General features: G+C 46.0%; 22 protein-coding genes. 19 read left to right on the top strand and 3 right to left on the bottom strand.

The features are described from left to right. Positions 1 to 282: 282 nt before the first annotated feature. From KAH19_RS08840 to KAH19_RS08885, 10 genes are all read left to right on the top strand, one after another. The gene (locus tag KAH19_RS08840; RefSeq protein ID WP_210684284.1) at positions 283 to 1389 is read left to right on the top strand and encodes a hypothetical protein; all 1107 of its coding nucleotides are present in this window, start codon (positions 283 to 285) and stop codon (positions 1387 to 1389) included. Positions 1390 to 1393: 4 nt separating this feature from the next. Beyond that, the gene (locus KAH19_RS08845; RefSeq protein WP_210684285.1) at positions 1394 to 3046 is read left to right on the top strand and encodes an FAD-dependent monooxygenase; all 1653 of its coding nucleotides are present in this window, start codon (positions 1394 to 1396) and stop codon (positions 3044 to 3046) included. A gap of 69 nt (positions 3047 to 3115) precedes the next feature. Then, the gene (gene galU, locus KAH19_RS08850; RefSeq protein ID WP_210684286.1) at positions 3116 to 3985 is read left to right on the top strand and encodes a UTP--glucose-1-phosphate uridylyltransferase GalU; all 870 of its coding nucleotides are present in this window, start codon (positions 3116 to 3118) and stop codon (positions 3983 to 3985) included. Positions 3986 to 4138: 153 nt separating this feature from the next. Continuing rightward, positions 4139 to 4528, top strand: coding sequence for a hypothetical protein (locus KAH19_RS08855; protein ID WP_210684287.1), 390 nt, complete (start codon positions 4139 to 4141; stop codon positions 4526 to 4528). Between the two features lie 610 nt (positions 4529 to 5138). Further along, entirely contained in the window at positions 5139 to 5705 is a 567-nt protein-coding gene (locus KAH19_RS08860; protein ID WP_210684288.1) for a hypothetical protein, read from the top strand. 39 nt (positions 5706 to 5744) lie between these two features. Continuing rightward, positions 5745 to 6791, top strand: a complete 1047-nt coding sequence (locus KAH19_RS08865; protein WP_210684289.1) for a polysaccharide biosynthesis protein — start codon at positions 5745 to 5747, stop codon at positions 6789 to 6791. A 15-nt stretch (positions 6792 to 6806) separates the two neighbouring features. Further along, positions 6807 to 8021 (top strand): capsular polysaccharide biosynthesis protein CapF, encoded by a 1215-nt coding sequence (locus KAH19_RS08870; protein ID WP_210684290.1) that lies wholly within the window; start codon positions 6807 to 6809, stop codon positions 8019 to 8021. Beyond that, the gene (gene wecB / locus KAH19_RS08875; protein ID WP_210684291.1) at positions 8014 to 9189 is read left to right on the top strand and encodes a non-hydrolyzing UDP-N-acetylglucosamine 2-epimerase; all 1176 of its coding nucleotides are present in this window, start codon (positions 8014 to 8016) and stop codon (positions 9187 to 9189) included. Before KAH19_RS08870 ends, wecB begins: the two co-directional genes overlap by 8 nt. Positions 9190 to 9376: 187 nt before the next feature. Continuing rightward, positions 9377 to 10441, top strand: a complete 1065-nt coding sequence (locus KAH19_RS08880; protein ID WP_210684292.1) for an NAD-dependent epimerase/dehydratase family protein — start codon at positions 9377 to 9379, stop codon at positions 10439 to 10441. A 28-nt stretch (positions 10442 to 10469) separates the two neighbouring features. Next, positions 10470 to 11705, top strand: a complete 1236-nt coding sequence (locus KAH19_RS08885; protein ID WP_210684293.1) for a nucleotide sugar dehydrogenase — start codon at positions 10470 to 10472, stop codon at positions 11703 to 11705. A 153-nt stretch (positions 11706 to 11858) separates the two neighbouring features. Here KAH19_RS08885 and KAH19_RS08890 read toward each other — a convergent pair whose 3' ends face one another. After that, a complete protein-coding gene (locus KAH19_RS08890; protein ID WP_210684294.1) occupies positions 11859 to 12704 on the bottom strand; it encodes a PD-(D/E)XK nuclease family transposase in 846 nt (281 codons plus the stop codon). Positions 12705 to 13096: 392 nt separating this feature from the next. On the opposite strand from KAH19_RS08890, the gene KAH19_RS08895 reads away from it, so the two are divergent. Next, positions 13097 to 14578: a capsule assembly Wzi family protein gene (locus KAH19_RS08895; RefSeq protein ID WP_210684295.1), complete on the top strand. Its 1482-nt coding sequence runs from the start codon at positions 13097 to 13099 to the stop codon at positions 14576 to 14578. A gap of 380 nt (positions 14579 to 14958) precedes the next feature. On the opposite strand, the gene KAH19_RS08900 is transcribed toward KAH19_RS08895, so the two are convergent. Further along, a complete protein-coding gene (locus KAH19_RS08900) occupies positions 14959 to 15912 on the bottom strand; it encodes an L-lactate dehydrogenase (protein ID WP_246869348.1) in 954 nt (317 codons plus the stop codon). A 117-nt stretch (positions 15913 to 16029) separates the two neighbouring features. Next, complete coding sequence (locus tag KAH19_RS08905) at positions 16030 to 16239, bottom strand: DUF1858 domain-containing protein (protein WP_040564637.1); 210 nt, start codon at positions 16237 to 16239, stop codon at positions 16030 to 16032. Positions 16240 to 16472: 233 nt separating this feature from the next. On the opposite strand from KAH19_RS08905, the gene mraZ reads away from it, so the two are divergent. The 8 genes from mraZ to murG all read left to right on the top strand — a co-directional run bounded on the left by mraZ (position 16473) and on the right by murG (position 24860). Then, complete coding sequence (mraZ, locus tag KAH19_RS08910) at positions 16473 to 16904, top strand: division/cell wall cluster transcriptional repressor MraZ (RefSeq protein ID WP_009145996.1); 432 nt, start codon at positions 16473 to 16475, stop codon at positions 16902 to 16904. Between the two features lie 14 nt (positions 16905 to 16918). Next, positions 16919 to 17851, top strand: coding sequence for a 16S rRNA (cytosine(1402)-N(4))-methyltransferase RsmH (gene rsmH, locus KAH19_RS08915; RefSeq protein WP_210684297.1), 933 nt, complete (start codon positions 16919 to 16921; stop codon positions 17849 to 17851). Positions 17852 to 17899: 48 nt separating this feature from the next. Continuing rightward, a complete protein-coding gene (locus tag KAH19_RS08920) occupies positions 17900 to 18304 on the top strand; it encodes a septum formation initiator family protein (protein ID WP_210684298.1) in 405 nt (134 codons plus the stop codon). A 160-nt stretch (positions 18305 to 18464) separates the two neighbouring features. After that, positions 18465 to 19952: a UDP-N-acetylmuramoyl-L-alanyl-D-glutamate--2,6-diaminopimelate ligase gene (locus KAH19_RS08925; protein ID WP_210684299.1), complete on the top strand. Its 1488-nt coding sequence runs from the start codon at positions 18465 to 18467 to the stop codon at positions 19950 to 19952. Further along, entirely contained in the window at positions 19946 to 21310 is a 1365-nt protein-coding gene (gene murF / locus KAH19_RS08930; RefSeq protein ID WP_210684300.1) for a UDP-N-acetylmuramoyl-tripeptide--D-alanyl-D-alanine ligase, read from the top strand. The genes KAH19_RS08925 and murF overlap by 7 nt, the downstream gene beginning before the upstream one ends. Positions 21311 to 21335: 25 nt before the next feature. Further along, positions 21336 to 22298 carry a phospho-N-acetylmuramoyl-pentapeptide-transferase gene (gene mraY, locus KAH19_RS08935; protein WP_009145991.1) on the top strand — a complete coding sequence of 321 codons (963 nt, stop codon included), beginning with the start codon at positions 21336 to 21338 and terminating at the stop codon, positions 22296 to 22298. An 88-nt stretch (positions 22299 to 22386) separates the two neighbouring features. Next, positions 22387 to 23760 carry a UDP-N-acetylmuramoyl-L-alanine--D-glutamate ligase gene (murD, locus tag KAH19_RS08940; protein WP_246869349.1) on the top strand — a complete coding sequence of 458 codons (1374 nt, stop codon included), beginning with the start codon at positions 22387 to 22389 and terminating at the stop codon, positions 23758 to 23760. Next, positions 23757 to 24860 carry an undecaprenyldiphospho-muramoylpentapeptide beta-N-acetylglucosaminyltransferase gene (gene murG, locus KAH19_RS08945; RefSeq protein WP_210684302.1) on the top strand — a complete coding sequence of 368 codons (1104 nt, stop codon included), beginning with the start codon at positions 23757 to 23759 and terminating at the stop codon, positions 24858 to 24860. Before murD ends, murG begins: the two co-directional genes overlap by 4 nt. Positions 24861 to 24867 lie beyond the last annotated feature (7 nt).

Raw genomic sequence — 24867 nt, forward strand, 5'->3', positions numbered from 1 at the left:
CAAAAACAAACGTAGAATTCAAGTAAAGAAAGAAAGCTTTGTTATTTATATATGTGACGACGAAATATGAACCCCTACTGTCAGGAGACTAGAAAATGATTGGTTTTAAAATAAAAATGAAATTCAAAAAGATACTAAAATATATAGATAACAAAGGCGTCATTTATATATTAGCGTATATATTATTAATATCATCTCTTTTAGATTTACTAATCAAATCAATATCTAAAAATCTAGTTTCTATAGAACAAACTATAAAGTTGATTATAGATTGAGGTGTTGATGATGAATTATATTGGAATAGCTTTAACTTCATACGATATTGATATTTGTAAAGTTGTTGCTGATAAATTAGTAGACAAAAAGTCTCAAGTAGATATATTTTCTGCTGTTATGAGTGAATCCGATTTTGTAAGCTTACATAATATAAAGAAATACTTAACTGTTAGTAAAAGATTAGTCTACCAATCTTTTACTAACGACATAAAGTTTGATTATTTAGATAAAAAACTTATTGTAAAAACAGATGATATAAAGCAAAAATATAGAGATGGATATGTACCAATAATTATTATACCTGATGAGTTTCTAGAAGAATTCACAAATCATCCTTTTGCTGAAAAAATAATGATATTTAGAATTGATGACAATAATTCGTATAAAAATCCTACGTTAAAAAAATACAACAAGTGTACATATAGAATAGATTCTACACATTATGATCAAATTTGTGATTTAATAGAAAAATTATGGCAATATAGAAATTCTGGTGGTGCTCTTTCCAAAGATATGATTACCAAAATGTTAAGATGTAATATGCTTATTCAAAATGCTAAATTTGAAAATATTAGTTATGCATCTTATGATTTATCACTTGGAGATGAATATTATTATAATGGGAAGGTCCGAACTCTAGATAATAATCAGCCATTTCTACCTATAGAACCATATGATTATATAATTGCGTCAACTAAAGAAATGATAGCATTTCCTAGAGATGTAGTTGGTAGATTTGATTTGGTTGTAGGTTTATTTTTTGAAGGAATTATTCTTTCAAATAGTACGCAAGTTGATCCAGGTTTTAATGGTAAGTTGTTTTGTCTTTTGTTTAATACATCAAATAAAACTGTGTATCTTAAACGTGGAATGAAGTTTTCTACTATTGAATTTAATAAGTTAATTGAGCCAACAGAGGCTTACAATGGTAGTCATGCTTATGAAGATTCAATGATTTCCTATTTACCGCGAAATATAATGAATGGCGCAATTAATGAATTAAAAAAGGATGTCGAGAAGCTTCGTTCAGAAAATACTAAAATGCAGCAATTATATATTGCTTCATTAGCGATTATGATTGCGGTATTGGCACTTAAATCAATTGGGGGATAATATTATGTATGATGTAGTAATAATAGGCGCTGGCCCATCTGGACTAATGGCTGGATACATTCTATTGAAATATGGAATTAGTTCTGCGATTGTTGAGCAAGGAGAAGAATATTATAAAAGGGAATCTGGCAATCCTTATGATGTTAGTTTTGGCTTTGGCGGGGCTGGTCTGTTTTCCGATGGTAAATTTTCTTATCCTCCAGCAGCATCAAAATTATGGTCTACATTAGAACCAGAAATTTTAGAAAAAGCTTATTATGAATTCAAGAAATTGTTGTCAGGTTTAGGTATAGAATTAGCTAAATGGGATAGTAAATGGATAGCATCAACTAATGAATATGATAAAAAAAATGGAGAAAAATGTTATAAACATATACAAGTTGAAAAAAAAGACCGTGAGCGTATTTTACGTGAATTAAGAGCAAAATTTACTGAAAATGAAAATCTTTTTTTGAATACTAGAGTTAATTGTATAAGAAGATTAAAAGGGCAGTACGTTGTTGAATGTGATGGTGGTGCTTGTTTTATATCTAAGAATGTTATTATTGCTACAGGTAAACGTTCATCTAGCGAATTATTGAGAGATATAGAAAATATTAAATATAAAAAAATCTGTGAAGTTGGTGTACGAATAGAATGTAATGCTGAATATTTTAAAAATGAAAATAAAAAATCTGATTTAAAGATAATACATTGTATAGAAAATAAATCAGATATCCGTACATTTTGTACTTGCTGGCATGGTAAGGTTGTTGAATCTTTATATGATGATGAGCATATTACATATAATGGTGAGAGTATCAATGGTTCTACATTATCAAATATGGGAATTGTGATAAAAAGCTCAAATGTAAAATCAACGCTATACTTAAATGCATTAAATGTAGTCAAAAATTTAAAACCTAAGAAAGTAGAACTAAATAAATATAGAAATGGAGAAGATTTTTTAGGGAAATATTTAGACGATGAAATTTATGAAGTGTTAAATGTATTGCTTGAAGACAACGCTATTGGAATGGTGTATGGACCAGAAATAGAAAAATACGGTAAATATCCTAATGTAGATATTAATTTACAAATAGCCCCTGGGATATATGTTATTGGGGATGGGACAGCATTGTTTCGCGGATTAATAGCAGCTTTTGTGAGTGGAGCATTTGTGGGTTTAAAACTAAAAAAAGATCGTGAGTTTGATAATGTAATTGCGAATTTAGCAATTAAAACTAGTCCTACAGAGAAAATGAAAACTGTATTTACTGCGCACTCAAAAACTAATTATTATGCTAAAAATGTCATTTGCGAACACGTGTTTAAGAATGGGATGATACCAATAAATCCGTATAGATGTTTCGGCTACTTTCTAGATGATAGAATTGATAGGGATATTGTGCGACAAGCTAATAATCAGATGGTTGTAAAATGTGATGAATTATGGGTTTATGGTCCTATTTCTGACGGTGTTTTATTTGAAATTGTAAATGCTTTAAAATCTAATAAACAGATTAGATTTTTTAGTGTTGGAACAAGATTAAACGATATCTATGAGATATCGATTGATTCATTGAAATTTGAACCTGAAGTTCATGCAAAGCATATTAAACGATCCGATATTCAAGACTTTATTAGAAGAAATATGGAAATAAATAAGCTAAAATGATAAAAGTTGACAAAATAGAAAACGATTATTTCTATTTTGTCAATCACAACAGAAATGGAGCTGTTTAAGATGCAAAAAATAACCAAAGCTGTAATCCCTGCTGCAGGCTTAGGCACCCGCTTTTTGCCCGCAACAAAAGCCTGCCCCAAGGAAATGCTGCCAATCGTAGACAAACCCACAATCCAATACATCATTGAAGAAGCACTTGCTTCCGGCATTGAAGACATTTTGATCATCACCGGTCACAACAAACGCTCCATCGAAGACCACTTTGACTATAACCCTGAGCTGGAACAAAACCTGCGTGAGCATGGCAAGGACGAGCTACTGGCGATGGTCAAAGCCATTGGCAACATCAACCTGCACTACATCCGCCAAAAGGAACACAAAGGGCTGGGACACGCTATCCTGTGTGCCAAATCCTTCGTAGGCAATGAGCCATTTGCAGTACTCTTAGGTGATGACGTAGTGTATAACGATGAATACCCCTGCTTAAAGCAACTCATGGACGTGTACAACGACACTGGAGCAAGCGTATTAGGCTGTCAGACAGTACCGCGGGAGAAGGTATCCTCTTATGGCATTGTTGCAAGCGAAGCAACGGATGCAGAGCGTATCTTCAAGGTAAATGACATGGTTGAAAAGCCTGCAGTAGAGGAAGCACCTAGTCGTTTGGCAGTGCTGGGACGCTATGTAATCACACCGGAGATATTCTCCATCCTGGAGCATACCGAACCTGGACGTGGCGGTGAAATTCAGCTTACTGATGCATTGAAGGTGCTAGCGAAGGAACAAGCCATGTATGCCTATGACTTTGTTGGCCGTCGCTATGACGTGGGCGACAAGCAAGGCTATCTGGAAGCAACGGTAGAATATGCGCTGCGCAGACCGGACCTGAAGAATAAGTTTTTGGAGTATCTGAAGGGGATTGTAGAGTAAGATTAAAAAGCGCCTGTCTAAAAAATAGGCACTACACTAATTCAAAATTTCCTTAAAAAAGGGAACAGTTTAGATAGCAATTATTCACAAGCATGTTTAATATTTTATAGTTTGTAGTGCGCTTTGAGCACTTGTATAGTGAGGTGGAATACAATGTTAGAAGAATTTATTGAAAAATGGCCTCAAATATTGCCTCAAATATTGCCTACATTAGTTGGGTTGGTTGCTCTTTTAGTCTATTATTTACAAGAAGGTCAAAAGAGAAAAGAAGCTGCTTCTTTAATAGTATTACAAATAAATGAATTAACAGAAAGAATAAGAGAGATTTCAGGATATATAACTGAAGGTGGGATTGATTCAGTGTCTTTTTATGAATCGGTACCTATTTTGGAAACCAATTATTGGAATAAATATAAGCATTATTTTGTTAATAGCATGGATGGCAATAGCTTTACAGCTATTAACCAATTTTATAGTTATGCTTTAGAAATACAAGAACAACAAATGTTTGCCAAAGAATTACAGAAAAAAGTCTTTTATTAGTACAACAGGCTATAAATAATTTAGAGTTTGAGTTTATAAAAAATGGAATTAACAGTAATTATGGAAAGATTGATCTAAATAGTTTGCTGTCATCACTTGCTAAATCTATGCCAGCGGGCATGAGTGAGGAAGATAAAAACAATTTACTTAATTTGAGTAAATTGGTATTAGATCAAAATCCAGGATTCGACATAAATCAATTTTGGAATGTATTTGATAAACAAAAGGTTCGCATTAACTTAATATTTAATAGCAGAGGAAATATAATTACAAATTACTCACCGATACAAGTAGCCGTTAGTTTAAAGAAAATTTTTGTAAAAATTTCGTTACTTACGATTATAGGATGTAATGGATATACAAGTTTAGAAAAAATAGCCAATAGCACGGCATGGCTATTGTATAAGAGATGAGATACTTATATACTTTTGTATATAGCAAGCGTTAAACCAATCACTGAGAGATACATACAAGTGGATACTTTAATTATAATTTGATTAAAATTTTCTTGCATCAAGGTGTCTGGTTTACTAAACGATATTAAAAGCGAGAGACAGAATTAACTTTGCAAAACAGAGTGCAAATTTTGCATTTGATGAGGTGAGATTTATTGGCATCCAAACTTCTTATAGTAGGCGCCGGTGGCTTTGGTCGCGTGACGCTGGAGCACGCCAGCAGGCAGTTTGACTGCGCCTTTGTCGACGATGGCCAGGCAGCTGGTACAGTAGTCGATGGCGTGGAGGTAGTAGGCGGCAGCAGCGATTTGCAGCGCCTGCATGACGAGGCGGGCTTTGACCAGCTTATAGTGACCATTGGCAACAACAAGCTGCGCGAGGAGCTTTACCGCAAGGCCCAAGCGCTTGGCTACAGCTTTCCCAACATCATCTGCAGCAGTGCTTACATCAGTCCGCATGCCCAAATAGGCTGTGGCTGCGTGCTTTTAAACAACGTCGTAGTACAAAATGGCGGGCACGTTGGTGACGGCGTACTGCTGAACCCCGGTGTGGAGGTACACAACGACGCCTTTGTAGATGATTATGCGCTGATTTACACCAACTCCGTAGTACGCGCGTTGGCACATGTAGGCAAGCGAGTGCGTATAGGCAGCACTGTAAGTATCAGCAACAACGTAAACGTAGCAGATGACAGCGACATTCATAATGGGACAACGCTGTGAGCATAAAAGAGACAAGATAAAAACTAGGAGGGTTCACACATGACCGCATTTTCTGGAGCAACTTTGATGATTACCGGTGGCACCGGTTCCTTTGGCAACACAGTGCTGAAGCATTTTCTGGAGACCGATATTGGCGAAATCCGCATTTTCTCCCGTGATGAAAAGAAACAGGACGATATGCGTCACAGCCTGCAGGCAACGCATCCCGATACAGCAAAAAAAGTAAAATTTTACGTAGGTGACGTGCGCGACTATCGCAGCATCCGCGATGCTATGCCCGGTGTTGACTACATCTTCCATGCAGCAGCACTCAAGCAGGTACCAAGCTGCGAATTCTTCCCCATGCAGGCCGTAAAAACTAACGTCGAAGGCACCGACAATATGCTGCACGCAGCTATCGAAGCTGGCGTAAAGCGCGTAGTCTGCCTTTCCACCGACAAGGCTGCTTATCCCATCAACGCCATGGGCATCTCCAAGGCAATGATGGAGCACGTAATCTATGCCAACGCCCGCGTAGCTGCTGAGCGTGGCGGCACCGTAATCTGCTGCACCCGCTATGGCAACGTAATGTGCAGCCGCGGCAGCGTAATCCCGCTGTTTATTGACCAGATTCATGCAGGGAACCCCATTACCATAACCGATCCTGATATGACACGCTTCCTGATGAACCTTGACGAAGCAGTAGACCTGGTAAAATTTGCCTTTGAGCACGCTAACCCCGGCGACCTCTTTATCCAAAAGGCAGATGCATCTACCATTGGTGACTTGGCCAAGGCAGTACAGGAATTGTTTGGCGACACCGGCACCAACATCATCGGCACACGCCATGGCGAAAAGCTGTACGAAACACTGATGACTCGCGAAGAACGCCTGCGCAGCGAAGACATGGGCAACTACTTCCGTGTAGCAGCAGACAGCCGCGACCTGAACTATGACAAATTCGTAGTTAAGGGACAGGTACACACCATGGCAGATGAATCCTACACAAGCCACAACACCACCCGTCTGGATGTTGCAGGTACTGTGAAAAAGATTCTTACCACCGACTATGTTCAGGAAGAGCTTAAAGGCATTCGTCATTATTAAGCGTGGGAGAGACAAATGAAAATACTCGTAACAGGTGCCAAGGGCTTTGTTGGGCAAAACCTTGTAGCCAACCTCAAAAACATTCAGCAGGGCAAAAACCGTACCCGTCCTGCACTGCAGATAGATGAAATTTATGAATACGATATCAACTCCACACCGCAGGAGCTGGAAACATACTGCGCACAGGCAGACTTCGTCTTTAACCTGGCTGGCGTAAATCGTCCCAAGGACCAGAGCGAATTCATGCAGGGAAACTTTGGCTTTGCTTCCATCCTGTTGGATACCCTGAAAAAGCATGGCAATATCTGCCCGGTAATGCTGGCAAGCTCTATTCAGGCAACACTCATCGGCCGCTACGGAGAATCCGACTACGGTAAATCCAAGCTGGCAGGCGAGGAGCTGTTCTTTGCCTATGCCAAGGAAACAGGGGCGCAGGTGCTTGTATATCGCTTCCCCAATCTTTTTGGCAAATGGTGTCGACCAAACTATAATTCCGTAATTGCCACCTTCTGCAACAACATCGCCAACGACCTGCCGATTCAGGTCAACGATGCCAGTGTAGAGCTGGAGCTTTTATATATCGACGATTTGGTAGAAGAAATGCTGGACGCACTGGAAGGTAAAGCACATCGCTGTAAATATGATGGTCTCGCAGCGCAGGCAGCAGCAGATGGACGCTATTGCTATGCGCCGACAACGCACAAGGTAACGCTAGGCGAGATAGTTGAACTGCTGGATTTGTTCAAAGCACAGCCGCAAAGCCTTGTTATGCCGGAAATTCCCTACAACAGCTTCGCCAAAAAGCTGTATTCCACCTATCTTTCCTATTTGCCGGTAGAAAAGACCATCTTCGACCTGAAGATGAACAAGGACGAGCGCGGCAGCTTTACCGAGCTGCTGAAAACGCTGAACTGTGGCCAGTTTTCCGTCAACATTTCCAAACCGGGGATTACCAAGGGCGAGCATTGGCACAACTCCAAGTGGGAATTCTTCATAGTAGTAGCAGGCCATGGCCTGATTCAGGAACGCCACATCGGTTCGGACGAAATCCGCGAATACGAAGTCAGCGGTGACAAGATTCAGGCAGTACAAATGCTGCCTGGCTTTACGCACAACATCATTAACCTGTCGCAGACAGAAAATCTGGTAACAGTAATGTGGGCCAACGAACAGTTTGATCCGCAGCATCCTGATACCTTTGGCGAGAAAGTAGAGGCAAAGCATGAGTGATTATAGCAAGGTAAGCTTCCAGAACAACGGCAAGCTGAAGCTTTTGATTATCGTAGGCACCAGACCGGAAATCATCCGTCTGGCTGCAGTTATTAAAAAAACACGCAAATATTTTGACGTAATCCTGGCGCATACAGGACAAAACTATGATTATACACTGAATGGCGTCTTCTTCCATGATTTGGAGCTGGCAGATCCTGAAGTGTATCTGAACGCCGTAGGCAGCGATTTGGGCGAGACCATGGGCAATATTATCGCTGAATCCTACAAGCTGATGGCAGCAATTAAACCGGACGCTGTGCTCGTTTTGGGCGACACCAACAGCTGCCTTTCCGTTATCGGTGCTAAGCGCCTGCATATCCCCATCTTCCATATGGAAGCAGGCAACCGCTGCAAGGACGAGTGCTTGCCGGAGGAAACAAACCGCCGCATTGTAGATATCATCTCCGATGTTAACATGGCCTATTCTGAGCACGCGCGTCGTTATCTGGCAGATACAGGACTGCCGAAGGAGCGTACCTATGTTACCGGCTCCCCGATGGCCGAGGTGCTGCATATGAACCTGGCGAAGATTGAAGCATCTGATATCCATACACGTCTGGGACTGGAAAAGGGTAAATACATCCTGCTTTCTGCGCACCGTGAGGAAAACATCGATACAGAAAAGAACTTCACTTCGCTGTTCACCGCAATTAACAAAATGGCGGAAAAATATGATATGCCGATTTTGTACTCCTGCCATCCGCGTTCTCGCAACCGTCTGGCAGCCAGCGGCTTTGAACTGGACAAGCGCGTAATTCAGCATGAGCCGTTGGGCTTCCATGATTACAACTGCCTGCAGATGAACGCCTTTGCTGTAGTATCTGATTCCGGTACACTGCCGGAGGAAAGCAGCTTCTTCACCAGTGTGGGGCATCCCTTCCCGGCGGTGTGCATCCGTACTTCTACGGAGCGCCCGGAAGCACTGGACAAAGGCTGCTTTGTGCTCGCAGGCATTGACGAAAAAAGCCTGCTGCAGGCTGTAGACACAGCGGTTCAGATGAACCTTGATGGCGATGACGGACTGCCGGTGCCTGATTATGTAGATGAGAACGTATCTACTAAGGTTGTGAAGATTATCCAAAGCTACACAGGTGTGGTTAATAAGATGGTCTGGAGAAAAGGGTAAGGGGAGCAACTTAGAGTTAAATATCGTGCAATAGAAAAAGCGCTTGCCGGACGGCAGGCGCTAAATATATCATGATTTGCAAGGTGTTTATAGGAAATTTTTACAAAGCATTAAAGCAACGTTTATTCAATAGTGGTATAATATAGCATAGCATACTATTATGCTCGTGTAAGGAGATATGTATATCATGCAAACAATTTTAGTAACCGGTGCCGCCGGCTTCATCGGCAGCAACCTCGTCCTGGAGCTGCTGCGCTCCCTGTCACCGGTGCAGATCATCGGTCTGGACAACATGAACGACTACTACGACGTATCCATCAAGGAATACCGTCTGGAGCAGATTGCTGCCAGCGCTGCCGAGCACAGCGACTCCCAGTGGACCTTCATCAAAGGCAACCTGGCTGACAAAGCACTCATCGACAAAATCTTTGCCGACTACAAACCTGAAATAGTAGTAAACCTGGCTGCACAGGCTGGCGTGCGCTATTCCATCACCAATCCTGATGCCTATATCGAAAGCAACCTGATTGGCTTTTACAACATACTGGAAGCCTGCCGTCACTCCTATGACAACGGCGCCAAGGGCGTAGAGCATCTTGTATATGCCTCCAGCTCCAGCGTGTATGGCTCTAATAAAAAGGTGCCGTATTCCACTGATGACAAGGTAGACAACCCTGTATCGCTGTACGCTGCAACCAAAAAATCCAACGAGTTGCTGGCACATGCCTACAGCAAGCTGTACAACATTCCCTCAACTGGACTACGCTTCTTCACCGTATATGGTCCTGCAGGCCGCCCGGACATGGCCTACTTTGGCTTCACCAACAAGCTGCTGGCAGGCAAAACCATTGAAATCTTTAACTACGGCAATTGCAAACGCGACTTTACCTACGTTGACGACATCGTTGAAGGCGTAAAGCGCGTAATGCAGGCACCGCCTGAACGCAAGCTGGGCGAAGACGGACTGCCGCTGCCGCCGTATAAGGTATATAACATTGGCAACAGCCACCCGGAAAACCTGCTGGACTTTGTGACCATTCTGCAGGAAGAGCTGCTGCGTGCAGGAGTGCTGCCTGCTGATTATGACTTTGAAGCACACAAAAAGCTTGTACCCATGCAGCCTGGTGATGTGCCTGTAACATACGCTGATACTACGCCGCTTGAACGTGACTTTGGCTTTAAACCGAGCACGCCGCTGCGCGAAGGTCTGCGCAAATTTGCTGAATGGTACAAGAAATTTTATAACTGCTGATTATATAAACAAAAGGAGTATGATGAATATGAAAATTGCCGTTGCCGGTACTGGTTACGTTGGTCTTTCCCTGGCTACGCTGCTTGCGCAGCACAATGAAGTAAAGGCCGTTGATATTATCCCGGAAAAGGTTGAGCTGATCAACAACAAAAAATCCCCGATTCAGGACGATTATATTGAAAAATATCTGGCTGAAAAGGACCTTAACCTTTTTGCTACGCTGGATGCAGAAATGGCCTATAAGGATGCAGAATTTGTTATCATCGCTGCACCGACCAACTACGACAGCAAAAAGAACTTTTTCGACACCAGCGCTGTAGAAACAGTAATCAAGCTGGTTATGCAGTACAACCCCAATGCGATTATGGTAATCAAATCCACCATTCCCGTTGGCTACACCAAAAGCATCCGTGAAAAAACCGGTAGCAAGAACATCATCTTCAGCCCGGAATTTTTGCGCGAAAGCAAAGCGCTGTACGATAACCTGTACCCGAGCCGCATCATCGTGGGCACCGACCTGGAGGATGAGCGTCTGGTGAAGGCTGCGCATACCTTTGCCGGCCTGCTGCAGGAGGGCGCAATCAAAGAGAACATTGACACTCTGTTCATGGGCTTCACCGAAGCAGAGGCAGTTAAGCTGTTCAGCAATACCTATCTGGCACTGCGCGTTTCCTACTTCAATGAGCTTGATACATATGCAGAAATGAAGGGATTGGATACCCAGCAGATCATCAACGGTGTTTGCCTTGATCCGCGTATTGGCAGCCATTATAATAACCCCAGCTTTGGCTATGGTGGTTACTGCCTGCCGAAGGACACCAAGCAGCTGCTGGCAAACTATGCAGACGTACCGGAAAACATTATTGAAGCGATTGTTGAAAGCAACAGAACACGTAAAGACTTCATCGCTGAGCGTGTGCTGGAAATTGCCGGTGGTTATGAAGCAAATGCTGAATATGATGCCCAGAAGGAAGGCAAGGAGCCTGTAATCGGCGTTTACCGCCTGACCATGAAATCTAACTCCGACAACTTCCGTCAGAGCAGTATTCAGGGCGTAATGAAGCGTATTAAGGCTAAAGGCGCGAAGGTTATTGTATATGAACCTACGCTGGAGGATGGCAGCACCTTCTTTGGCAGTGCTGTGGTAAACGATCTCGAGAAGTTCAAGGCTGAAAGTCAGGCAATTATTGCAAACCGTTATGATAGCTGCCTTGATGATGTGCAGGAAAAGGTATATACCAGAGATTTGTTCAGAAGAGATTAATATGGAATAAAGTGAAACACCGACGTCCGCCGTACCGAGGGTACGGCAGATGCCGGTGTTTTTAATCGCTTTAGTATTTGAAAATTATACTTAAATATCGTGCAATAGAAAAAGCGCTTGCCAAATGGCAGGCGCTTTTTGAACAGGCGGAGCTTACTGCTCCTTAGCTAACAGATCCTTGAAGTACTGGTGCTCTTCGGGTGGAATATGCAGCTTTACCATAGCTTGGTCAACAGAACAGCTGTCGCTGAGCATAGTATTCTTTATAAAACGAATAGTAGCTTCTGAAATGCCTTCAGCTCTTCCGTCATTAATGCCAGCCTCATAAATTTGCTTGCTGAAATTATCCATAGTTGCGAGTCCCTCCTTTGTGGTTTTAAGATTATTGATACATTGTGAAAGCTTTCCTTGGCTAAAATCACCTGCGTCGGCGGTAGCAAAATATTGCATAAGCTGCGCAATACTGCTGTTATCGTCAACCTCTGCGTTGATATAGCACATGTGCAGGCCGTCATTGTAGGGAGTATTGGTATCGCCTAAAAATTTTAAGATTGGGTAGCAGGTTTTGCCAAGCTTCCAGATATCTGTCTGGCTGATATAAAAAATGTGCAGCTCTGGTACAGATGCATAAGTCTGGTCACCCTTAAAAAAGTATTCATTGATGATAGTTGATGCGTAATAAAGCATCCGCTTTTCGTGTGCAATGCCACCATCTGCCTTCTGAATTTCAATTTCATAAAGCTTGTTGTTGGCATCCTCAGCGAGTACATCCATGATGATGTTGTGCGAGGAGAGCTTGCTGATGACATACTGCGTTTTATTCTTTTTGATTACCAGTGTTTTGATACCGGTGAGAACACGCAGGATATGCTCGCAGGCCTCTTTGTCCTCTAAAACAGCTCTGGCAAGCAGGTCATTGAACAAGTTCATGCCCAAGATGTGCTTTTGCAGCTCTTCCAGTGTCAGCAGAAGACTGCTTTTGGATAGTTTTTTGGTCATAGTTTCCTCCTTTAATTATAATATCTGCTCCAGCAAAATACAACATAAGGTGCTTAAGAAAAAAAGCAGTACACATAGCATCCGGAAGTTCCGGATACCGTAGGTACTGCTAAATACTACCGACATGAGCCGGTAGGCCCTGCTTATTTTGTTGTGAATGTGAAGCTAAGCTAAGTATAAATAAAAGGACAACAGAAATCAAGTGAAGATTCTGAAAAATCACATAATGAGATGATCTTGCGATATACAGGTTTAGCCATCAGCATATAAAATAATCTTGAAACATAGAATATAGTTTGCTACAATATATTACTGTAGAGTGTTTTCAATAAGCAAGCGATATAACACACACTTGTAATGAACAAATTTATCAACCTGGGAGATGTTGCCTGATGAAAAAATTAATTAGCGCTATAGCAATTGCCGCGGCCCTTGGCTGCAGCTGCGCCGCAGCCAGCCCGCTGGTTACGGCTGACGTGCCGCTTGATAGCAGCTATTACGGTTATCTTGATAAGCTGGAGGGCATGGGCTATATACAGGACATGCCTGCCAACACCAAGCCTTACAGTCGCCTGGACATGGCCAAATGGGTGCTGCAGGCTGACGCAATTGCCAAGAGTAAGCCATTGCCGCCATACCTGCAGACCAGGCTGGATGCAATGCGCGAGGGCCTGGCAGAGGAGATTGCCTACCTGCAGGGTGCAGGTAAGATTAATAATGTGAAGCTGCGCGGCGCCAGTGTTGACCTGTCGTACCTGCAGCAGGACAGTGCTGCCTATAAGTATAACAATGCCAAGGCGCAGTGGCAGCTGCTGAACCACAATAACAATGGCTATCTTTATGGCGATGGCTTTAACGCTGTGGGCACGCTGCACATCAGCGGCAGCCTGAACAAGGACCTGGCTGTGGGCGTTACGCCGCGCTTTAGCTGGGATAAGGACGAGCATGGTGATGCCAGCCTTGTTGAAGGCTACGCCAAAACGCATTTAGGCGTGTGGGGGATTACTGCCGGCAGGCAGCCGATGTCCTGGGGCGCAGGGCGCGCAGGACAGCTGGCATTTGGCAGCAATGCAACGCCGCAGACAGCAATTAAGCTGAATTTGCTGGAGCCGCACACCTTTGAGCATGGTGCGTTGAAGTTTTTGGGCAAGGCGAATGTCAATGTCTTTGCCAGCAGGCTGGAGGGTAACAGGGTTGCAACTTCCGGTTCGACGCTGGAAAAGGACCACGCTGCTCTTGTCGGCATGCGTGTGGATTTTATGCCGACGGATACGTTTACGATTGGCCTGGAGCGCATGTCGATGCTGAAGAAGTTTAATAAGCATTGGCTGCTGGGCGATAATGCTGATGCTGCCGAAAAGGATAATTGGAACGATATTGCGGGCCTTGATTTTAAGTATCGCTTCCCGGGCGTGCAGGTTTATGCTTCGCTGTATGGCGAGGACCAGGCGCATGCCTTCCCCTGTGAAAATGCTTATAATGTTGGCATGTACTTTCCGCAGCTGGTGCCGGACGGCAGCTGGGATTTGCGCGTGGAGGCTGCCAAAACTAATGATGCCTGGTATGGCCATTGGGTGCTGAAGAATGGCTGGACGTATAAAGACGCTATTTTGGGCGATTGGCTGGGCGCAGATGCGAAACGCGTTTATGCGGAGGTTAACCATTATCTGGCAGATGGCGGCAAGCTCGGGCTGAGCTATACCTATGCTGATATGCAGCAGACGGCGCAGCACAATGGCAGCCTTAAGGAAGTTGAGCTTAGCTACAGCAAGAGCCTACAGAAGAATTTGCTGTTGAATACTGCTGTTGGCTATGGCAAGCTGGGTAATGATACCAGCAAGCTGGTGGCTGTGGGCCTGAGCTGGGAGTATTGAGCTTAGAGCATGCAAGAGTTTAATATACGCTAAAACGTGAAAACACCGACGTCTGCCGTACCAGGGGTACGGCGGATGCCGGTGTTTTTTGCTTATTTACATGTGAGCGTCGCAATTAAATATCGCGCTGCAACCCTTCCGTCTGCTCGCAAAGCTCGCAGCCACCTTCCCTTTCAGGGAAGATATATCAGACCTGCGGAAGGCTAAACTTCGTAAATCTGTTTAACTTCTATATGCTCCCTGCCGTCGCAAAGCGACATTAGCACGACCAACAGTTTCTCGCAGCGCAAGCTTGCGATAAACTGGGTCTTAGCGTCAGGGAGCTGGCATCGCCGCAGGCGATGACTGAGGGTTGTGCCCATTAGAGAAGGTACGGAAGCTTACAAGCTGCCTGCTCTGTCCAAAAAGCCACGCAGAATGTCGCAAGAGGCAGCGAATTTAGCCTGCTCCTCTTCCGTCAGTTTCAGCTCAAGAATCTCTTCGATACCGTTCTTGCCGATGACACAGGGTACGCCGGCTGCAACGTTCTTCTGACCGTATTCGCCGTTGAGAGCGGTGGAGCAGGGCCAGATGAGCTTCTGGTCATGGAAGATAGCCTTAATCAGCATGCAGGCGGCATTGGCAATACCGAATTCCGTACAGCCTTTGCCGTCAACCTCAATATCGCCGGCTCTTTTAACATGCAGCTGCAAATCATCCAGACTGAGGGCAGCCAGCTCCGGACGTTCGCTGCGTAGCTGGGCAAAGCTCTTGCTGCCGATGCGGATGCGGGACCAGACAACGAAGCTGGAATTACCGTGCTCGCCCATGCAGAAGGCTTGAATAGATTTACGGCTGTAGCCGGTAGCGGCGCTGAGTACGCGCAGCAGGCGGTAGCTTTCGAGGCTGGTGCCGGTGCAGAAGCAGCGATGCGGATCCCACTGCATCTGACGACGGATATGCTCGCAGATAATATCTGCAGGATTGGAAATGCTGATCATAATTCCCTTGAAGTCAACCTGCTTCAGGTGGCTGATAACTTCGTTAGCCATCTTGATGGAATCATCAAACATATCCAGACGAGTTTCGCCGGGACGACGGCTGCGGCCGAAGGCCATTACCAGAATATCTGCGTCATTGAGCTCGCTATATTCACCGGCGCGGATTTTTGCATCGTGACCGCAAAGAGCACCGCTGACACAGTCGTCCAAATCCAGTGCTTGTGCTGCAGCTTTTTCCTTAAGAATATCAATAAGTACAATATCATCTGCTTCACCGGATTGGATGAGCGCTAAAGCAACATGGGAGCCGACGTGACCTGCGCCGACGATTACAACCTTACGAGTTTTGAACATAACAGAGACCTCCTTATGAAAACAGGGAACCGTCCCCACTTGTGCTGGAGATAGTTCCCTCATTTTTTCTATGCGGTGAAAAATATGCCGATACAGTATTTTTCACGCTTCGCTATATTATTTGTTTGCTTCTGCTTCGGCAATAACCTTATTGATATCTTCGATAAGAGCATCAACATCAATGCCGTGAGCGCCTGCGCCCTGACCGATGGTTTCGAAATGAGCAGCCATGCAGCCGATGCAGCCCAGACCATATTCAGCGAAAACCTCCATGATTTCAGGATGGTTTTGAACGGCTTCAATAATGCCGGTATCTTTAGTAACCATTGTATAAGTCTCCTTTTTATAAAAATTGTACACGAAATCCGTACTCATTCATTATATCATCTGTGCTTCTAAAAGCCAAATTTATTACTGAAAATTTTTTGCGAAATAAGCTTGACAGAGTTCACGTTTTTTTGATTATTTTTTCACATTAAGCTGTGAAATACTTGCGTTTACGGCTGATAAACGATATAATGGAGAAAAGTGGTGCAATGTGGGTAAAAGGGGGCGACAAAATGCTTTTAGGTGAATACGAACACACTCTGGATGCAAAAGGTCGTCTTGCTATGCCTGCTAAGCTGCGTGAAAGTTTGGGCAGTAAGTTTATTATTACCAAAGGTCTGGACGGCTGTCTTTTTGTTTATGATATGGAGCAATGGCATCAGTTGGAACAGAAGCTGGCAGCCTTGCCGATGAGCCGCAAAACAGCGCGTGATTTTACCCGTTTTCTCTTTGGCGGTGCCTGCGAGGGCGAATGTGACAAGCAGGGCAGAGTATTGCTGCCGGCAAACCTGCGTCGCCATGCCGGTCTGGAAAAGGATGCTGTGATTGTGGGCGTAGGCAGCAGAGCCGAAATTTGGGACGCAGGCCGCTGGAACGAATATAACGAAGAAAATGCTGAGGATGTGAGTGAGCTCGCAGAGCAGCTTGCTGACTTAGGAATATAAGATTGGTGTTGGCTATGGAATTTAAGCATACAAGTATTCTGCTCGCTGAGAGTGTGGACTTTCTGATAACAGATAAAAATGGTATTTACGTGGACTGCACTATGGGCGGTGCGGGGCACAGCAGTGCGTTTGCCGCACAGCTGGAGGCAGGCGGTCTTCTGATTGGCATTGATCAGGATGATGATGCTATTGCTGCCGGTTCCGAACGCTTGCTGAACAAATTTACCTGCAAAACCGCAGTTGCCAAGTCCAATTTTGAAAACTTTTCCCAGGTATTGGATTCCATGGGAATCGATGAAATTGACGGTATCTTTTTTGACCTTGGTGTTTCGAGCTATCAGCTGGATACCCCGGAGCGTGGTTTTTCGTATATGCATGACGGACCTTTGGATATGCGTATGAATAAAGAAGCGAGTCTGGATGCAGAGTACATCGTCAACCACTACAAGGAAGAAGAGCTGGCGGATATTATTCACCGTTACGGTGAGGAACGCTGGGCCAAGCGTATCGCGCAGTTTATTGTGGCGGCACGCAAGGAAAAGCCGTTGACTACTACCTTTGAACTGGTGGATGTCATCAAGAAGGCTATTCCCAAGGGAGCAAGACTTGACGGTCCGCATCCGGCGAAGCGTACCTTTCAGGCTATTCGCATCGAGGTAAACAACGAGCTGGGAATTTTGGCAGATACTATGGAAAGAGCCGTGAACCGCTTAAAGAGCGGCGGCCGTATCGGTGTTATTACCTTCCATTCGCTGGAGGACAGAATTATTAAGCAGACCTTTGCCAAGCTTGCCAAGGGCTGCACTTGCCCGCCGCAGCTGCCGGTGTGCGTATGCGGTAAAAAGCCTTTGCTGCGTAAAACGGGAAATATCGTTCCCTCTAAGGCAGAGGTAGAGGAAAATCCGCGCAGCCGCAGTGCGCGCCTGCGTTATGCAATTAAAATTTGACAGATAATAGCTGAGAGATAAATTTTGATGTTTTGATGAAGGGTGATTTTGATGCTTGCCAGAAAATACGATAATTATGCTTGGCAGGAGCAGTCTGCCGAGCAATATGAGGTTCAGCAGCCTGCCCGCAGAAAAGTACATAGACCTGATCCGAGAAGAGTGCTGCGCAATAGAATTCTTAAAGCATTTTTACTTATTATGGCAGCTTATTTCATTGTGGTTTTACGTAGCAATGCTATGGTGCAATATGGCAATGAGCTGGTGAGCCTGCAGCAGCAGGAGGCTCAGCTTATCACCAAAAACAAAGAGCTGAAAATCGAGGTTGAGCAGCTGAAGGGACCGGACCGTATTATCGGTTTGGCCGAACAGTATTTGGGTATGAGTGTTGCCCGCAGCAATATTTATGTTAAGGCTGGCGGAAGCAGCAATTCTTTGGCTGTGCATAACAAATAAACATAGCCATTCAGTTTATATTGTGATATAATTTGAATGGGTTTTTGGGAGGCAGCCTTTTGGCTGCCGTTTCAATTTAAATTCTATACTATAATTAAACTAGAAGTAATTTACGGCTTTGCTCCATGAGGGGCAGAACGTAAAACAGGGGGGTTAATAAATGGAAAAGCAATTAGCTTCACTCCTTGCCTTATTGCCGCAGGCTGAGGTAATTGGCAGTGCTGATAAAGTTATTACTGATGTAACTGCCGATTCACGTGCGGTGGTAGCCGGCAGTCTTTTTATCTGCCTGAAGGGTGCGACTGTAGACGGACATAAATTTTTGGCGATGGCTGCCGAGAAGGGCGCTGTTGCTGCGCTGGTGGAGGACGTTCCCGCTGAAGTACCGCAGGGCGTTACTTTGATTAAGGTTGCTGATACGCGTGAGGCTATGGAGCTGGTAACGCCGTATTTTTATGATTATCCGGGACGCAAGCTGAGAATGATCGGCGTGACCGGTACTAACGGCAAAACAACCTCGACGAATATTATTCGCCTGATTCTGCGCAAAGCAGGCTACAAGGTTGGCCTGATTGGCACTATCAATATTATGATTAACGATGAGATTACCGAATCTCATAACACTACTCCGGATGTAGTTGACCTGCAGAAAACATTGTACGCTATGTGCTGCGCCGGCTGTGATTACTGCGTTATGGAGGTATCCAGTCATGCGCTGGCGCTGAAGCGTGTAGCAGGCATTGAATATGACTGCGCTGTGCTGACGAATATTACCCAGGATCACCTGGACTTCCATAAAACTATGGAGAATTACCGCGATGCCAAGAGCCTGCTCTTTGAGCATCTGACCGACGGCAGCAAGCCGAATAAAAACGCTGTCTTCAATATGGATGATCCGAGCTCCGCAATTATCCGTGAGCGTACCAAGGCTAACGTGCTGACCTATGGCGAAGGCCATGATAATGATATCTATCCTTTGAGCTTTACGGTTGAGCCGAAACATATGCAGCTGCTGCTGCATACTCCGGTGGGCGAAATGGACTTGGAGCTGAAGATTACCGGTGAGTTCAATGTTTATAACGTTATGGGCGTTATCGGTGCAATGCTGGCTGAAAAGATTGACAAGAATATCATCTGCTCCGTACTTGACGGCTTTGACGGCGTCCCCGGACGTTTCCAACTCGTTGAGGCAGGACAGCCTTATACTGTTATTGTAGACTACGCACATACTCCCGACGGCTTGGAGAACGTGCTGAAAACCGCGCGCTCTATTACCCGCGGTAAGCTGTGGGTTGTGTTCGGCTGCGGCGGTGACCGTGACAACAAAAAGCGTCCGATAATGGGTGCGCTGGCGCTGGAGCTGGCTGATAACATCGTTGTTACCTCCGATAATCCGCGTACCGAGGATCCGGAGCTGATTATCGACGAAATCTTTACGGCTCTGCAGAATGTGCCCGAGGGCAAGCACGTTACCCGTCTGAGCGACAGACGTGAGGCAATCTGCTATGCTTTGGCAGAGGCTGCTGACGATGATGTTATTCTGATTGCCGGCAAGGGCCACGAAAATTACCAGATTTTGAAGGACAGAACTATTCACTTTGATGATAAAGAAGTTGTAATGGAATACTGGAGTGATAAAAAATGCTGAAGGCCAGTGAAGTTTTAGCAGCTACTAAGGCTGTTTGTGCAGATTTTGAGTTTACCGGCGTAACCACCGATTCCCGTGCGGTAAAGCCGGGAGAATTATTCGTAGCGCTGAAGGGCGATAATTTTGACGGCCATGACTATTGCGCCAAGGCTGTGGAGCTGGGTGCTGCGGGCGTTGTTGTATCCCATGAGGTGAGCGGCCTGCCTGCGGGCGTTGCTGTGTTCATGGTAGAGGATACGCTGCTTGCTTATCAGCAGCTTGCGCATGCCTACCGTCTGCGTAAGCAGGGCTTGAAGGTTTTTGCTATCACAGGCTCCAACGGCAAAACCTCTACGAAGGATTTGCTGGCTGCCTGCCTGAGCTGCAAATACAATGTTGTCAAAACTCAGGGCAACTTCAATAATGAAATCGGTCTGCCGAAAACCTTGCTGAGCATTCAGCCGGATACCGATATTGCCGTTGTGGAGATGGGCATGCGCGGACTGGGCCAGATTGCCGAGCTGTGCCGCATTGCCGAGCCTGACAGCGGTCTGATTACCAACGTGGGCGAAACCCACATGGAGCTTTTGGGCAGCATGGAAAACATCGGCAAGGCCAAAAGCGAAATCGTACTTAATCTGCCGGAGGACGGCTTTGCTGTGCTCAACGGCGATAACGAATACGTACTGTCGGCAGCAGACAAAACCAAGGCAAAAGTTGTTTACTTCGGCCTGGGCGAAAACTGCGACTTCCGCGGCAGTGATATTGTGACTTCCGGTGCGGGTACTACCTTTACCTGCACGCACAAAGCTACGGGCGAAGCTGTTAAGGTAAGCCTGCAGCTGATTGGCGAGCATAACGTTTATAACGCGCTGAGCGCTATCGCCGGCGCCTTCTGTTACGGCGTGCCGATGGCAGCAAGCGCGCAGGCGCTGGCAACTGCCCGCCTGACAGGCAGCCGTCAGGAAATCGTTTATATCGGCGATATCACCTTTATCAACGATGCTTATAATGCAAGTCCGGCTTCTATGGAAGCGGCACTGAAAACCCTGGCGGAGGCCAAGAAGGCAGCTCATGGCAAGGCCCGCACTATTGCTGTGCTGGCAGACATGCTGGAGCTGGGAGATATCAGTGAGGATGCGCATCGCCGTGTAGGCCGCTGGGCTGTAGAAAACGGTGTGGATTTTGTACTGACCTACGGTCCGCAGGCTGCTTATATTGCGGATGAGGCTGCAAAGCTTGGTGGCAAGAGCAAGCATTGTGCCGATCGTCAGGAGGCAGCAGATGCTTTGCGTCTGATGGCTTCCGCAGGTGATATTATCCTGCTTAAGGGCAGCCATTCTATGCAGGTTGACAAGATGCTGGAGCTGTTCAAGTAAACTTAAGAGAGTGAGATTTTAGTAGATGTTAAAATTAATCGGAATTCCTGTGACTGCGTTTATTGTGTGTGCTTTAATCGGCCCGGTGCTGATTCCTTATCTGCATAAGTTGAAGTTCGGCCAGTCTATCCGTGAATGCGGACCGGCGAGCCATATGGCGAAAAGCGGCACACCGACGATGGGCGGACTTATGATGCTGGCAGCGTTGCTGGTTGCTTTGCTGTGGGGTAACTTTACTCCCCATGTAATTATTGCTTTGGTGCTGACAGTAGGCCATGCGGTCATAGGCTTTATAGATGATTACATTAAGGTTGTAATGAAGCGCAATCTGGGCCTGACTGCCAAGCAGAAATTTTTACTGCAGTTCATTCTGGCTGGTGCCTATGTATATTTCGCCGAAACTCATATCCGCAATACGGAGCTGTGGGTTCCCGGCATCAATGCTGTCATTGATTTAGGCTGGGGTTATTATGTGCTGGCCTTCTTGCTTTTGGTTGGCACAACCAATGCCGTAAACCTGACGGATGGTCTGGACGGACTGGTTTCCTTTGTCAGTCTGCCGGTTACCATGGTTTTCGCTTTTATTGCTTACATGCAAGGCATGCTGGATCTGAGCGGTTTTTCTTTGGGCCTGACCGGTGCCTGCCTGGGATTTTTACTGTTTAACCGTCATCCTGCCAGGGTATTTATGGGTGATACCGGTTCCTTGGCTTTGGGTGGTGCTATTGCCGCTTTAGCGCTTTTGACACGTACAGAGCTGCTGCTGGTTATTGTCGGCGGTATCTATGTAGCGGAAGCACTGTCGGTAATTATTCAGGTTACTTACTTCCGCTTTAGCGGCGGTAAACGCATTTTCCGCATGTCTCCGCTGCATCATCATTTTGAGCTGGGCGGCTGGCCTGAGGTTAAGGTTGTGCGTGTGTTTACAGCAGTAAGCTGCGTATTGTCTGTCATTGGCTTATGCCTGTGGCTTAATGCATTTGTATAAAAAATCTTCGGCTATAACCGTTTTGTCGTAATTTTTGCGGTGAAAGGGCTATAGCCTATGTATGTTTATGAATAGAGGGTGTTTCTTGATGACTAAAAAGGATGCTGTAATCGTTTACGGCGCAGGCATCAGCGGCCGTGGCGCAGCGCAGGTGCTGGCAGATAAAAAGCAGCAGGTATATTTGTATAACGATATGGACTGTACTTTAGAGCCGCAGCTGCTGCAGCTTTTAGAGAGCGTTGGCGGCGGGCTGGCCATCGGTCAGGCTGCATTTGAAGGCCTGCTTGATATTGCAGGTGTGCTGGTGCTTTCTCCGGGTATCGCCTGCGATAATGCAAATGTGCTGCTCGCAGAGCAACGCGGACTGGAGGTCATCAGCGAGGTTGAGCTGGGCTACAGGCTGTATGGCGGTCACATTGCCGCTATCACCGGTACTAACGGCAAAACCACTACCACTACTATTGTGGGCGAGATGCTCAAACGTCTGCCGGTGCCTTCTGCAGTAGGCGGCAATATCGGCTTGGCACTGTCCAAGGAGGTAGAGAGCCTGCCGCAGGATGGTTGGCTCGCTGCCGAGCTTTCCAGCTTTCAGCTGGAAAAAGTCAGCAGCTTCTGCCCTGATATCGCAGTAGTGCTGAATCTGACTCCGGATCATCTGGAGCGTCATCATACGATGGAGGCCTACGGCGAGGCGAAGAAGAACATTTTCCGTCAGCAGGGCGAGGCGCAGGTTACGGTGCTTAATTACGATGATCCCATCGTGCGTACCTGGGGTGCAGAAACTAAAGGCCGTTTGTGCTACTTCAGCCGTAAGGAAAAGCTGCAGCAGGGCATCTATATGCAGGATGGTAATTTTATCATCAGCTGGGACGGCAAGCAGGAAACTGTCTGCAATATCAGCGAGCTGCATCTGTTCGGCGGTCACAACGAAGAAAATGTGTTGGCAGCTATTGCCTGCGGTTTCTTCGCTAGTGTGAGCATCAGCGATATGGCTGATGTGCTGCGTAACTTCCGCAGCATTGAGCACCGCATTGAATACGTTGCAACGATTGATGGCGTGCCGTATTATAATGATTCCAAGGCTACCAATACCGATTCTACGATTAAAGCGTTGGAGGCCTTTAAGGACGGTCATATCATCCTGCTCGCAGGCGGTCACGATAAGCTGACACCGTTGGAGCCGATGATGGAGCTGGTTAAGGAAAAAACCGACGCATTGATTCTGCTTGGCGCTGCCAAGGAGCGCTTTAACAAGGCAGCTGTTGCCTGCGGCGTGCAGAACATCGTGCTGGCTGACAGCTTTGAGGACGCAGTGAGCAAAGCGCATGCGTTGGCACATAAGCCACAGGTTGTACTGCTTTCGCCGGCCTGCTCATCCTTTGATATGTTCAAGAATTATCCCGAACGCGGAAATTATTTTAAAAAGCTGGTACACGAGCTGGAGGGAGGTAACGTTAAGTGAAGGTAATTCTTTCCGGCGGAGGTACGGGCGGACACATTTATCCGGCCCTGACCATTGCGGATCAGATAAAAAAACTGCAGCCTGAGGCGGAAATCAGCTTCGTAGGCACACAGCAGGGCTTGGAAAAGGATATCATTCCCCGCTACGGCTACAAGCTGCAGTTCATTGAGGTAGCAGGCTTTAAGCGCAGCCTGAGCCTGGATACCCTGCGCAGTGCGGCAAAGCTTTTTGCCGGCTTGTATGATGCCTACAAGATTATCAGCAACGAAAAACCGGATCTGGTAATCGGTACCGGCGGTTATGTCTGCGGCCCGATTGTTTTCATGGCAGCGTTAAAGGGAATTCCCTGCTGCATTCAGGAGCAGAACGCGATGCCAGGTGTGACCAATAAAATTTTGTCACGTTATGTGCGCAAGGTGTTTTTAGGTTATAAAGAGGGCGGCAAATATTTTCACGGCAAGGCAGAGCTGGAATATACCGGCAATCCTATCCGCAGTGAAATTCTGCAGCATACGCGTGAGGAAGCTGTTAAGGAGCTGGGGCTGGACCCGGCGAAGAAAACGATTCTCGTTTCCGGCGGCAGCCGTGGTGCGCGCACCATCAACAACGCTATGCTCGAAGCAGAGCTGGCGCTTTCCGGCAGAGCCGAGGTACAGGTGCTGCATGCGACCGGTGATGTGAATTATGACGCCTATATGGCGGAAATCAAAAAGCGCGGCGGGGTGGCGGATAACATTATCATCAAGCCTTATCTGCATAATATGCCGGTAGCGTTGGCTGCGGCAGATCTGGCAGTATTCCGTGCCGGTGCAATCGGTTTGGCAGAGCTGATGGCGAAGGGAGTGCCGTCACTTTTGGTACCATATCCGTATGCTACGGCAAATCACCAGGAGTTTAATGCCAGAGCGGTAGAGGCTCAGGGTGCTGCCAAGGTTATTCTTGATAAGGACCTGACGGGTGACACCGTTTTGGAGTTTATCGAGCATTTATTAGTACATGAAGAGGAATTGCAGCAGATGCATGCGGCGGCCCAAAAGCTTGGCAGACCGCAGGCTGCAGAGGTTATAGCCAAAGAGGCTGTGGCCTTGACTAAACAATAAGGGAGGG

Source organism: Phascolarctobacterium sp. Marseille-Q4147, from assembly GCF_017968825.1.
In the GTDB taxonomy this organism is placed as follows: domain Bacteria; phylum Bacillota; class Negativicutes; order Acidaminococcales; family Acidaminococcaceae; genus Phascolarctobacterium_A.